Source organism: Granulicella sp. L46 (genome assembly GCF_009765785.1).
Lineage (GTDB): Bacteria > Acidobacteriota > Terriglobia > Terriglobales > Acidobacteriaceae > Granulicella.
The window spans coordinates 35,084-47,528 of sequence record NZ_LMUT01000016.1; the positions used below are offsets into that span (position 1 = coordinate 35,084).

At 58.9% G+C, this 12,445-nt stretch carries 10 protein-coding genes and 2 pseudogenes; 3 read left to right on the top strand and 9 right to left on the bottom strand.

What is annotated here, in order from left to right; all coding sequences use genetic code 11:
- Nucleotides 1–483 precede the first annotated feature (483 nt).
- Nucleotides 484–1,917, top strand: a complete 1,434-nt coding sequence (locus GSQ80_RS17345; RefSeq protein ID WP_158788936.1) for a glycosyl hydrolase family 79 C-terminal domain-containing protein — start codon at nt 484–486, stop codon at nt 1,915–1,917.
- 332 nt (nt 1,918–2,249) lie between these two features.
- On the top strand, nt 2,250–2,642 hold the full coding sequence (locus GSQ80_RS17350) for a carboxylesterase family protein (protein WP_158789187.1): 393 nt from the start codon (nt 2,250–2,252) through the stop codon (nt 2,640–2,642).
- A 306-nt stretch (nt 2,643–2,948) separates the two neighbouring features.
- On the opposite strand, the pseudogene galE reads toward GSQ80_RS17350, so the two are convergent.
- From galE to GSQ80_RS17390, 9 genes and pseudogenes are all read right to left on the bottom strand, one after another.
- Nucleotides 2,949–3,918 (bottom strand): annotated as a pseudogene (gene galE / locus GSQ80_RS17355) (UDP-glucose 4-epimerase GalE).
- Nucleotides 3,919–3,940: 22 nt separating this feature from the next.
- Nucleotides 3,941–4,975: a UDP-glucose--hexose-1-phosphate uridylyltransferase gene (locus GSQ80_RS17360; protein ID WP_158788937.1), complete on the bottom strand. Its 1,035-nt coding sequence runs from the start codon at nt 4,973–4,975 to the stop codon at nt 3,941–3,943.
- Nucleotides 4,972–6,156, bottom strand: coding sequence for a galactokinase (galK, locus tag GSQ80_RS17365; RefSeq protein ID WP_254059730.1), 1,185 nt, complete (start codon nt 6,154–6,156; stop codon nt 4,972–4,974). Before galK ends, GSQ80_RS17360 begins: the two co-directional genes overlap by 4 nt.
- Nucleotides 6,157–6,180: 24 nt before the next feature.
- Nucleotides 6,181–7,125, bottom strand: coding sequence for a TolC family protein (locus GSQ80_RS17370; protein WP_254059731.1), 945 nt, complete (start codon nt 7,123–7,125; stop codon nt 6,181–6,183).
- Nucleotides 7,049–7,285 (bottom strand): hypothetical protein, encoded by a 237-nt coding sequence (locus GSQ80_RS23780; protein ID WP_305794648.1) that lies wholly within the window; start codon nt 7,283–7,285, stop codon nt 7,049–7,051. Before GSQ80_RS23780 ends, GSQ80_RS17370 begins: the two co-directional genes overlap by 77 nt.
- A gap of 6 nt (nt 7,286–7,291) precedes the next feature.
- Nucleotides 7,292–7,492, bottom strand: coding sequence for a hypothetical protein (locus tag GSQ80_RS23460; RefSeq protein WP_254059732.1), 201 nt, complete (start codon nt 7,490–7,492; stop codon nt 7,292–7,294).
- 509 nt (nt 7,493–8,001) lie between these two features.
- Nucleotides 8,002–8,322: pseudogene (locus GSQ80_RS17380) on the bottom strand (family 1 glycosylhydrolase); the annotation flags it as partial.
- 36 nt (nt 8,323–8,358) lie between these two features.
- A complete protein-coding gene (locus GSQ80_RS23975) occupies nt 8,359–8,463 on the bottom strand; it encodes a twin-arginine translocation signal domain-containing protein (RefSeq protein WP_158788939.1) in 105 nt (34 codons plus the stop codon).
- A 173-nt stretch (nt 8,464–8,636) separates the two neighbouring features.
- Entirely contained in the window at nt 8,637–11,198 is a 2,562-nt protein-coding gene (locus GSQ80_RS17390) for a glycoside hydrolase family 3 C-terminal domain-containing protein (RefSeq protein ID WP_254059733.1), read from the bottom strand.
- A 398-nt stretch (nt 11,199–11,596) separates the two neighbouring features.
- Here GSQ80_RS17390 and GSQ80_RS17395 point away from each other — a divergent pair, with 398 nt between their 5' ends.
- Nucleotides 11,597–12,328 (top strand): TetR/AcrR family transcriptional regulator, encoded by a 732-nt coding sequence (locus GSQ80_RS17395; protein ID WP_158788941.1) that lies wholly within the window; start codon nt 11,597–11,599, stop codon nt 12,326–12,328.
- Nucleotides 12,329–12,445 lie beyond the last annotated feature (117 nt).

The window sequence follows — 12,445 nt, forward strand, 5'->3', positions numbered from 1 at the left end:
GGCGGTTCTGGCTACCTGCGTCTGGATGCTTCCGCTGTCAGGAAGCACGCAGGCTGCCAAACCCATGCAGCTCACGCGTACTTTTCAGATACGATCCGAAGACTATTCCGCTCTCCCGTCGCTTGCATCCGGCCACGCACTTGGTAGACCTAGATACGGCTCACCTCAAACCGCCGCACAATCTCGGTCGGACGATCTCCCCGGCCCCGCGTCCGCTGGTCTCGACGCGGAATTTGGCAGAACGCCGGATGGTCGCGTCGTTGAGGTCATCACTCTGACCAGCGGAGCGCTGGAAGCCAGGGTGATCACCTATGGCGCTAGACTCATCAGCGTCAGAGCGCGTACGCCGGGCAACAACAACATTCGTCTTCGGCATTGCGCCATGAATCCAATTTGGCGTTCTGCACCCCTGGTCCCTTTGAAACAGCGAGTCGTCCGAGAATTGGCTGCGCGCCTGGTTTACACCAACGAAGGAGAGCATACATGCTGACTCGCCGTCTTCTTCTTGGAAACGCGCTGAAACTTTCCGCCGGCCTGGCGCTGCAACCCGGAACCCTCGCCCTCCCTCAAGCAGATGCTGTTCTCACCCTAGAATTGGGCAATGCCACGCCTATCAACGTTCCAGCCAACTTCATGGGCCTCGGATATGAGATGTCCTCGGTCGCAACTGTCGGCTTGCTGAGCGCGCAGAACCATCGATACGTGGAGCTTATCAAAGGCCTCGGAGCGAGAGGCGTGCTTCGTGCCGGGGGCATCGTGTCGGACTATACCCGGTATGAGCCTAACGGAAAGATTCTGGCCGAGCGCCAGGACACGGTGATAACCCGCGAAAGCCTGGAACAGTTTGCTGCGTTTCTGAGAAAGATCGGCTGGACCGCGATCTGGAGCGTCAACTTCGCAAAAGGCAGCCTGCAGGATGCTGTTGCGGAGGCGAGCGCCGTGTCGGCCGTTCTCGGGTCGCAATTGCTGGCCTTGGAGATTGGCAATGAAGTCGAAAATTACGGTCGTGGCCAAACGCGATTTCGAAAGTCTCCCTACGATTATGAGACATATCGCAAAGAATACAGCGAATGGCATGCCGCAATCCTGAAGGCTGTACCCGGCATTCGTTTCGCCGCCCCCGATACAGCCAGCTCTGTGGAGTGGGTGGAGCGGATGGCTCAGGACGCAAAGGGCGATGTGCACCTTCTGACCACCCACTACTATCGCAACGGTCAGAAACGCGGATCGGCGGAGCAGTTGCTTGTCCCCGATCCGCGACTCAAGGATGTTCTCATGCGTCTTCGTATAGCCTCTCAGAAGAACGGCATTCCATGGCGTATGTGCGAGACCAATTCATTCTCCGGTGGCGGCCTTCCGGGCGTCAGCGGGACCTTCATCGGCGCTCTATGGACGCTGGATTTCATGCTGTTGCTGGCTCACTGCGGGTGTGCCGGCGTGAACATCGAGACGGGAGTCAATCAACTGGGCTTCATCAGTTCCTACTCCCCAATTCAGGACAACGGCAACGGTGTGAACAGTGCTGGCATTCCTTATTACGGAATGCTAGCGTTTGCTAATGCCATGTCTGGAGGTCAGGAAGCTCTGCCCATCGAAGTCGATACCAGCGGTGTCGATCTAACTGCCTACGCCCTGGGAACCGGTGGAAAGCCCCGCTCCGTCGTTGTGGTGAACAGGGAACGCAGGCGGGATGTACCTGTCGATCTCTCACAGCTCGGGCTTGCCAGCGTCTCGGCCCTGCGACTGACTGCCCCGTCAGCGGATAGCAAGACCGGAATCACCTTCGGAGGGGCCACAGTCGACATGAACGGCCATTGGAAGGCAAATGCTCACGAGCACATTAGTGGTAGTAAGGTAACTGTATCTCCCATGAGCGCGGTAGTTCTTCATTCCACAGATCGGCATAATCATTCTTAGTCGGATCGATCTCCCGCATGGCGAACTGGGCGCGAAGCTCTGGGTGGGAAATGACCAGGCGCATCTCACGGCGCGCCTTGCGTACCCGTCCCACGGGTGGAACCCCATCGTGGACGACATCTATAATCATGCGAGCCTTTTGCGACTGGTCCTCCAGCATTCCACAGATGTCTGGCAGCGTCTTTCAGCGAATTCGCCAGCAATCTCCTGCAGCAGGGCCCCGGCAAGAACGAGTGGACTCCTCAGCAGGTAGACGGACACCTCACGGCAGCGTACGGTGACCAGAAGTCCGCGTTTAAGGACCGCTTCCGCGCAATAAGGTTCAGGACGTTCTGTACTTCGCTCCCTTCCACACCAACGCACTTGCCGCGAAATCCCAGGGCGGGACGGATCCCGTGTATCACTATATCTTCGCGTATGAGTGCCCTATGAATGGCGGCATCACCTCGCACCATACCTCTGAGATCGCTTTTGTCTTTCACAACCTCACCGAGCCGCAACTACGCCTCGCGACCGGAGACGGTCCACAGGGCTACGTCTTGCAGGACAAGGTTTCGACAGCATGGCTCAACTTCGCCAAAACCCGCAACCCGTCGCAACCTGGCCTCGAGTGGAAAACCTTCATGCCCACCGATAGGCAGCACTCTGGCCGTCCGCCGATTTTGACGCCCTTGTCGGAGCGTTCCGCGTTACTGAATTCCGGCCCGGCAATTGCTGGCACCTAAACGACGACGCCAACATCGCCTACGCTCACGCAGCGGCGGATGGCGGACGGCTGCTTCGACTCGCGCGGGCGTGGCGTTGGGGTTGAGTGGGAAGATGCAAATGTTGTTTGCGTTGGGTGAAGGTGTGTCGGTGGAGGGTGCCAAGGAGTGAGTTGGGCTTGATCCCTGGAGGGTTCTGGTGCTGCCTGCTGAGGGTGTGGAGTATTCGCTTCGGGGTGCGGGCGAGGTCATTCGGATTGCGCAGCCGTAGGACGTGTTTAGATACAGGACATCTTGTCAAGTTCCTAAACACATTCTCGCGAGTTGCTAGCGGGTGTAGCGCTGTTGGTGCCACGTCCAGGCGCTGCTTAGGATGTCGTCTAGCTCGGGGTGTTTGGGTTGCCAGCCTAAGTTGGTCTTGGCTTGTTCGGAGCTGGCTACGAGGCGCGCGGGATCGCCGGTCGGCGGGGTTTGATTTCTGCGGGGATCGGATGGCCCGTTACGCGGCGAGCGGCCCCGATGACTTGCTTGACGGAGAAGCCGCTGCCGTTGCCGAGGTTTTAGATCATCTTGTCGCGGGTGGCGAGGGCGTTGAGGGCGAGGATGTGGGCGTCGGCGAGGTCGGCGACGTGAATGTAGTCGCGGATGCAGGTGCCGTCGGGGGTGTCGTAGTCTTCGCCGAAGATGGAAATACTCTGGCGACGTCCCAAAGCAACATCCAAGATGAGAGGGATGATGTGGGACTCGGGCTCGTGCGCTTCGCCGCGGTTGGGGAGGGCTCCGGCTACGTTGAAGTAGCGCAGTGAGGCGTAGCGAAAGCCGTGAATCTGGTTGAACCAGCGGAGCATGTGCTCGACGAGAAGTTTGGATTCGCCGTACGGGTTGGTGGGAGCGAGTTTCGCGGACTCCTCGATGGGGGTGACTTCGGGTTCGCCGTAAACGGCGGCGGTGGAGGAGAAGACGAGCCTGTTGACGCCGGTAGCGAGCATGGCCTCGAGGAGCGAGAGGGTCTAGGCGGTGTTATTGCGGAAGTAGAGCTCGGGCTTCTGCATGGACTCGCCGGATTCAATAAGAGCGGCGAAGTGGAGGACGCCGTCGGGCTCGAGCTCGCGGAGGAGCGACTCGACGCGGGGGCGGTCGGCAATGTCGGCTTCAACGAAGGTGGCGCCGGCGGGACCTCATGGCGCTTGCTGTGGCAGAGGTTGTCAAGGATGGTGACCTGGTGGCCCTGCTGCATGAGGATGGTCGCGACGGTTCCGCCGACGTAGCCGGCGCCGCCGGTGACTAGGACATTCATAAAAGCTCCAGAGATTAGAGAATCAGATTAGAGATTGGCGAAGTGTCGCTGCTGCGGATTCGGGAGTGATGTCGCGCTGGGGTGAGCCGAGGAGTTCGAAGCCTACCATGAATTTTCGCACGGTTGCAGAGCGGAGAAGCGGCGGGTAGAAGTGCAGATGGAGGAGCCACTCGGGGTGAGGATGGTTATCGGCGGGCGCGGGATGGAGGCCCATGGAGTAAGGGAAGGGAGTGTCGAAGACGCGGTTGTAAGCGCTGGTGACTTGCTTGAGCAGGTCGGCGAGGCCTTCGCGCTGGGAGGCGGTGAGGTCTTCGATGCGCGCTACGTTTTGTTTGGGGAGGAGGAGGAGTTCGAAGGGCCAGACAGCCCAGAAGGGTACTAGCGCGGCCCAGGTTTCGTTCTCCGCTACGATTCGGTCCTGCTGCGCCAGCTCGAGGGCTAGATAGGTGGAGAGGAGTTGCTTGTGGTGCTCGGTGAAGTAGGAGACCTGCGCGGCGAGTTCGAGTGCGGGCTCGTTGGGGATGTGCTCGGTGGCCCAGATCTGGCCGTGGGGATGGGGGTTGCTGGCTCCCATCATGGCGCCGCGATTTTCGAAGATCTGGACGTACTGGATTTCAGGGAGGGTGCCGAGTTCGGAGGCTTGCTCGGCCCACATCTCGACGACGCGACGGATGGCTTCGACGCTCATGGTGGCGAGCGTGAGATCGTGGCGGGGATCGAAGCAGAGGACGCGACAGATGCCGCGCTCGGTGGAGGCACGGAGGAGTCTGGCGTCGTCGACGTCGAGATTGGCTTGCGGAACGTTGGGTTTGAGTGCGGCAAAGTCATTTTCGAAGACGTAGGTGCCGGTGTAGGCGGGGGTGTGATGGCCGCCGGCGCGGGTGTTGCCGGGGCAAAGGTAGCAGGCGGGATCGTACGCGAGCGAGGGAGGCTGGGCGGTGTCTTCGGTCTGGCCCTGCCAGGGGCGCTGGGTGCGATGTGGAGAGACCACAACCCACTCGCGCTTGAGCGGATTCCAGCGACGATGGGGTGACTCGAGGAATACCTGCTCGATCATCTTTCGACCTGCAGGACATCCGCGTTGCGTAGCATGGCGCCGTCGACGGCGTCGCAGACGTAGGCTTCGGCCGCGATGTCGAAGCGCTTTTTGTACGCAGCCTTGAGGGCTGTTGCGAAGGCGTCGGCCTGGGTGCGTTCGACGAGGTTGACGGTGCTGCCGCCGAAGCCTCCGCCGGTGAGGCGCGCTCCGAAGCAGCCAGGTAAGGTGGTGGCAATTTCGACGAGGAAATCGATCTCTTCACAACTGCATTCGAAGTCGTCGCGTTCGCTGGCGTGTCCTTCCAACATGAGTTGGCCGAAGGCTACGGGATGGCCGGCGAACATGGCCTGCTTGGCCTGACGAACGCGGGCGTTGTCGGAGATGATGTGGCGGCAGCGACGGAAGGCTGCATCGGACATTTCAGACTTCGCGGATTCAAGTTGTTGCAAGGTTGAATCTCCGAGATCGCATACGCCAAATTTTTTGACGAGGATTGCTTGTCCTTCTTCGGACTCGATGCGGCGCATTCCATATTCGCCGGTGGCGACAGAGTGTTTCACCATGGAGTTGCAGACGACGATCTGGGTCTCGGCGAGACGGCCCTTGTTCATGGGCAGGTGGTCGTAGGTGAGAGAGCGTGTATCGAGAAGCAGGGCGTGGCCGGCTTTGGCGGCGACGATAACGAACTGGTCCATGATGCCGCAGGGGGATTCGACATACTCGTTTTCGGCGCGCTGGCAGAGGAGGGCGATGTCTTCGATGGTGAGCAGAACCGTGGCGAGCGCGAGCATGGCCATGGCGCTGGCGACTTCCATGGAGGCGGAGGAGCTGAGGCCGGCGGCGAAGGGGACGTTGCCGGTGATGTGCAGGTCGAACGATTGAGGCTCGATGCCGCGCTCCTGCAGTTTACGGAGTACGCCTACGGGATAGTCGCTCCACTCGCCACGCGCGGGAGAACGGTCGGTGTGGTCGAGAGTCAGGGTCTTGCTGAGAAGCTCGCTGGTAAAGGTGTAGAGGCCATCTTCGCGCGGGGAGATGGTGGCTTGTGTGACGAAGGGAATTGCCATCGGGAGAACGAGGCCGCCGGTGTAATCGGTGTGTTCGCCGAGTAGATTGACGCGGGCGGGCGCGACGCATTTGATTGCCCTGCGCGGGGTGGGGTCCGCGGTCGTCGTGAAGCCGTGGCTATCTGGGAGCAAGGAAGTTGGTCTCCGCGGTTTCGATCATAAATGTAAGCGCATACATCTGACAAAAATAGTAGCGGACGAGGGATCTGGACCCAACCAGATGCGAAAGGGGGTATACAAGCCAATCAATCGAAGGGTTTGGGTGGATATCACGGGACCAATTCGGTGGCGGAAGCGGCGCTGAGCGAGTGGATGGCGAGCCAGGTTTGCTGGTAGGCGTTGAGGGCGTCGAGGGTGGCGGAGCGGGCGTCGCTGAGGGTGTCGAGGTAGTCGATGAGCGCGCTGCCTCCGTGCAGAAAGGCGTATTGGGCGATGGAGAGGACGTCTTTGGATTCGTTGAGGTAGTGATTGTTGTAGTGAATCGGAGAGGCGCCTGACCTGGACGTAGCCGACCCAGGCCTGATCGACGTCGGAGATGACCTGGTAGCGGGCGGCGGTTTCCGTGAGGCGGGAGGCGTCGGCCTGGAAGCGGCCGGTGGCTTTGTTGCCCTGGTTGCGATCGAAGATGCGGATGGGAATGTTGAGGGAGAAGCCGGCGGAGCTGTAGGTTCCAAAGCGGTCGTATTCGGCTTCGAGGGTGGGATCGCCGGTGCCATTGACGATGGCAAGGCAGGAGCTGGCATCTGCTGCCGCGACGCCGAAGTGGGCCGCGGCGTAATAGGGGCGATCGGTGAGCGCGGCCTGGACGAGTTGATCCTTGGTCTGGGTGACGAGGGGCGGGATGATGTTGCCGGTGATGTCGAAGTCCTCGGTCGGGAATTCTATGCCGATGACGGCCTGGAGCTGGTCGCTGGCCTGGCGGAGCGTGATGATGTCGTTGGATTCGTCGGATTCGTAGTCGCCGAGCTGGAGGTCGAGGCGTTCGAAGTCCAACTTGCCGAGGTCGCCGGCTTTGAAGCGGTCGTTAGCGATGTCGACTTCGTGGCCGAAGTCCTTGAGGCTGCCGATGGCGAGTTCGAGAGACTCCTTGGCGATGAGCATGTGTGGGGTTTTCCCATTCGGTGGCGCCGTTGGGGAAGAGGAAGCTGGCAAGAACCGGAGCGAGCCCCGTGGAAAGGATCAGGGAACAGAGTGGGGCAAACGCGACGGTCCAGGCCACGGGCTTGAACAGACGGCCTTCTACCGACTGCAACGTGAAGATGGGGAGCTACGGCGTGATGATGATGGTGATGGCGTAGAAGACGGGGCGCTGGACTTCGTGAGTGGACCCGCGAATCTGCGACATGACGGACTTGTCGTCCTGGCGGGTGTGCGGAAAGTTGCGAGGGAACGCACGGAGATAAGGTTCACCGCTCCACCACGTTACGGTCGATCTGCTAAGGGACAGCTTCGGTTCTCTGAAGCGCAAGGCTGCTCCCGGCGTGGATGGGGTGACATGGCAGGAGTATGAAGCCGGGCTGGAGGGTTGGCTTGCCGATCTGCACAGCCGGGTTCATCGCGGCGCGTATCCTCCGGAGCGGGCTGATCGTCCTGCATGGCTAGGTTGAACCCCACTGGCATATCAGGCCTCACCGCCTTCATCGCTTCCATTCCTTTGGTATGCGAAGCCAACAAGCCATCATGGTTTCTTTCGGCATCGCCAGTGAAAAAAATTAGAAAACTCTGGCGCGTTCGCTGCCTTGCGTCCTCTTTCCAACGCGTCCTGCACCATGCCCGTAACGCTCATGCCCCCTGGACCCCCGGCATAGGCACCCAGTCCAGCAACTGTGGCAAGTCCGGCTCGTTCAACGTTGAAGCATACCCGACCATGTCCCCCAGGTGCCGCGTCGCTCGCTCGGAGTAGCGGGCGAACCGGTACGCCGCGTCCGCCCGCTCCCACCCAACCTTCAACGCAAACCATCGCGGTAGCGCAAAGTGCTAATAGGTCACCAGTGAAGTCAGACCTTGCTCATGAGAGGTCGCCAGCAGGTGCCGGTAATATTCCAGCTCGGCATTCGAAAACGCCCCCTCCTCCGGTTCAATGCGCGACCACTCGATCGAAAACCGATAGGTGGTGAACCCCAAGTCGGCCAGCATCGAAATATCCTTGGGATACAGATGGTAGTGATCGGATGCGTCGCCGGAAGTCTCCTTGAAAATCGATCCCGGCAGGTGCTCCATCAGCCAGAGGTCGGTGTTGATGCTATTGCCTTCCACCTGGTAACCGGCCGTCGCGGCTCCCCACAAAAAGTTCTTCGGAAATGCCTTCGACTTTACTGTTTCTCCAGCCCTATCTTATGCCTCAACCGCCAGCATGCCCAATCCCAATACTGCAGCTGTCGCCGAAGCACCTCTTAACAAATCCCGCCGCGTCATCGATGTGACTTCACCATTCGCCATCGCTCCCACTCTCCCGTAGTGCTCAGCTCCTGTTCAATTCGTCCAGCGCGATCAACTTTTCTACATACCACTCAAACTTGCAGGTACCCTAGATATTTGCGGCTGGGGGTTTACCTCGGCATCCCCTCATGGAGACGACCTCGACGTTTTCGGATGACCCATAAGGAAAATCGCTAGCGCGGCAGGATCTTATGACCTTGCACCTCGAATTTCATACTCTGGTTATTGTCCGCAGTTGGCTGTGCACCGCCTACACTGATGGTGTAACCGCCTTCCATGATCGAGCGGACACCTTCAGCATCGACCTCGCTCATGGTGCGGGGGTCCAAAGTAAACGAAAGGTGGGTAGAGTCGCCGGCCTTGAGATGAATCCTCCTAAAGCCGGCAAGTATCAGGTATGGTGAGATGCTGGTTTTGGGTTGTGAGAGATAAAGCTCGGCTACCTCATCGCCATCCAGCCGGCCAACATTCCTGACGTCAACCTCGACCTGCACCGGTTCACCGGCGTTTACATGCGCGGCATTTACCTTGATGCCGCTGTAGGCATAGCTGCTGTAGCTGAGCCCAAAGCCGAACGGGAACAGCGGTTTGGTCGACATGTAGCGGTAGGTCCGGCCCGACATGTTGTAGTCCTCAAACGCCGGCAACTGCGAAAGCGAGCGGTAAAACGTAATCGGGAGTCGTCCTGCTGGGTTATTGCTTCCTGCAAGAGTTTCAGCGATCGCATTGCCGCCTTCTTCGCCGGGGTACCAGGCCTCGAGGATGGCCGCGGCATGCCCAGCAGCAAAGTTCACGGCCAAGGCTGAACCGTTTTCAAGGACCACAACGACTGGCTTGCCAGTGCCGACAAGCGCCTTAAGCAGGTCCTCCTGTGCAACGGGCAGATCGATGGCGGTCCTGTCTCCACCGGCAAAGCCGTTTAGTTTCACTGGCATCTCTTCGCCTTCAAGTGACGGCGACAGTCCTAGGCAGGCCACGATGACGTCTGCTTGGCGAGCCTTCGCGACCGCTTCGTCGCGCAGAACCTGCTCAGGCGCCTGCCAAGTCAGGTCGATACCCGCGCTGCCGCTGCCATGGAGGTACTCGAGGCGGATGGCGTGAGGCTTCGTGCTGTCGAAGTGAATGGGCGCGTCGAGCGAACTCGTATTGCCTGGGCTGTTTTGCACTAGTAACTTGTCGTCGAGGTAAAGGCGGAAGCTTTCAGCGTTTTCGCAAGCGTAGCAATAATTAATCCGCACACCAAGCTTGTAATCGCCTGCGGCGGGTGGCACAAAGACACCGCTCCAACGTACCGAATAATCGTTACGCTGTAAGCCTGTGACGGGCACAACCTTATCCCAGTTGAAGTTGATGTTTCGGTCCGTACGCACGAGCACGGGGATTGCACTGAAGTCCTTGGATTTGAAGTACTCTCCCCGCAGCCCGAACTCCGCGCTGTCGGCTGCAGGGTGTAAAGCGCTGTGAGCGATCGGCATGGCAAAGCCTTGTGCCAGGCTCGATCCCATCGCATAGCTGACGTGAGCATCCGAAAAGTGGCTCACGATGCCGTCGAAGGGGTACACCGGATGAGGCGGTGGACCGTTGTAGTTACCTTGAAGCGACTGCACCAATTCGGCCGTCGGGCCTACAACGGCGATGTTCGCGATGTTGCGTTTCAACGGTAAAGTGCCGTCATTCTTAAGCAGTGTCATGGCTTCACGCGCGGCCTGAAGCGAGATCTGCCGATGCGCTTGCGAGTTGACCTCGCCAAAGGGGATACGCCCGTAGGCGTAGCTGTCCGGCGGGTCGAACATACCTAAACGAAAGCGTGCGCTGAACAGGCGCTTGAGCGACGTGTCCAGTTCAGCTTCGGTGATGAGGCCTTGATGAACGGCATCTACCAGAGCCGGGAATGCCTGGCCCTCCGCGAAGCCGCACTCGAGATCGGTTCCAGCTCTCACCGCAGCAGCCGCAGCGTGCGCCATGTCGGGCGCGTAGTGGTGGCCTGTGTTGACATCTGCAACAGCGGCGCAGTCGCTCACCACGTATCCGTCAAAGTGCCAGGCCCCGCGAAGGTGATCTTTCAGCAGCATAGTGTTGGCGCATGCCGGTGCGTCATCGATGGAGTTGTAGGCGCACATGACTGATTGCGCATGGCCCTCCAGCACAGCGGCGCGAAAGGCCGGTAGATAGGTGTCCTCGAGATCGTGACTAGAGACATCCACGTTCACTTGATGGCGCGTAGACTCGGGGCCGCTATGAACGGCATAGTGCTTGGGCGTGGAAACAAGCTTGAGATGGTTTGAATCGTCACCCTGCATGCCGGTCACAAAGGCGACACCCATGCGGGCAGTTAGGAATGGGTCTTCGCCGTAAGTCTCCTGGCCGCGACCCCAGCGCGGGTCGCGAAAGATGTTGATGTTAGGCGCCCAGAAGGTAAGTCCAAAGAATGCTTCGTGATCGTTGTCACGCATGGCCTGGTTGTACTTCGCTCGCGCTTCGGTAGATATCGTCTCACCCATGCGGTGGACAAGAGCCGCGTCCCACGTAGCCGCCATACCGATCACCTGCGGAAAGTTGGTTGCATAGCCGGCAAACGCCACGCCGTGGAGACTTTCGTTCCACCAGTCGTATTTGGGCACGCCAAGTCTAGGGATGGCGGGCGCATGATCGCGCATCTGCTCGACTTTCTCTTCGAGGGTCATCTGGCCAATCAACCCGTCTACGCGCCGCTCCAGGGGAAGACTTGTATCCATCCAGGGGCGTCCTGAACTTGGAATAGCGCCCGCTTGCGCTAAACAGGGAATGCTTAAAGGCGCAGTTACCAAAGAGCCAAGCAGTATGGACAGCGCAAAACCTGCACGCACAATTCGAAGCTGGGCAGGGAAGAGCAAGGCTCGAGTCTTTGGCGCAGGATCCAGTCCCACGACCGCTAGTGTGAGAGAAGCACTTCTCAGCAGCTCCTGCCGGACCTTTGAACACCATTCGCCACTCGTCATCGCATTGAATCTCCAGGTTTGCTCAGTTCTTGAAGACCGCTAGGATAGCATATGTCATCACTTGATGATATATGCTAGAGATATGAAGCTTGGTGTCAGTTTTACCTACACAGACGTGTTGAACGGGGTTGATCCATGTCGGAGCGGAGAAAGCAGTGGTTCGTGGTCGCCGCCCAAATTCGGAACCGTCAGGGCGTCGAGCCCTGCTGAAAGCTGCACTCTCTGTCTTTTCTAAGAAAGGGTATGAAGGGACATCGCTCCGTTTGCTTGCCTCAGAGGCGCAGGTCGATATGGCGCTGGTCGCGCGTCTATTCGGATCCAAGTCGATGCTATGGCTTGCGGTGATAGATGACCTCTCCGGGCGGCAGGCCGCTCACCTGGAAAAGATGAAGGCGCTGACTGAGCTTTCTGTTCATTCACCTGATCTGGCGTTCAAGGAGTTTGTAGAGTTGTTTGCGCAGATTAGTTTTGAAATCCCTGAGTTTCCCCTGTTCTTGCTCCAAGAAGCGGGTTTGAGCGGAGAGCGTTCGGGATTGCTTTCGAAAAAATTGGTCACGCCGTTCAGGCTTGCATGCTCGCCAATACTAGCGGCCGCCGTTTCGTCCGGAATAGTTCACACTAAAGATCGCGATCTACTATGGGCCATGTTGGTGTCTGCAATTGCTCTGCCGATGGTTTGCCCACACCTGTTTTTTCGTAAAAGGGCCGTTACACCGAAGTTGAGAGACGCCATCGCCGAACAGGCGGTCCTCATGTTCTGCAGTGCGAACGGTTCTAAAAATGACTACAAACCGTCCATGGCTGCCTCGTCAACGCGCTGGCCATCTGGTTTGAGCAAGCACGACCGTCAGTCCGGTGACGCTACAAAGTTGTCGGCGGCGAAATGATTTATTAGGCGGCAACCTAGACTACTCGCCTTGCAGCCTTAAACGAAGCTCTTCCACATTGAGTTCTTCGATCTCCATGTCTCGAAAGAAGACTCTGTAAAATCCTGGTGTTACTAA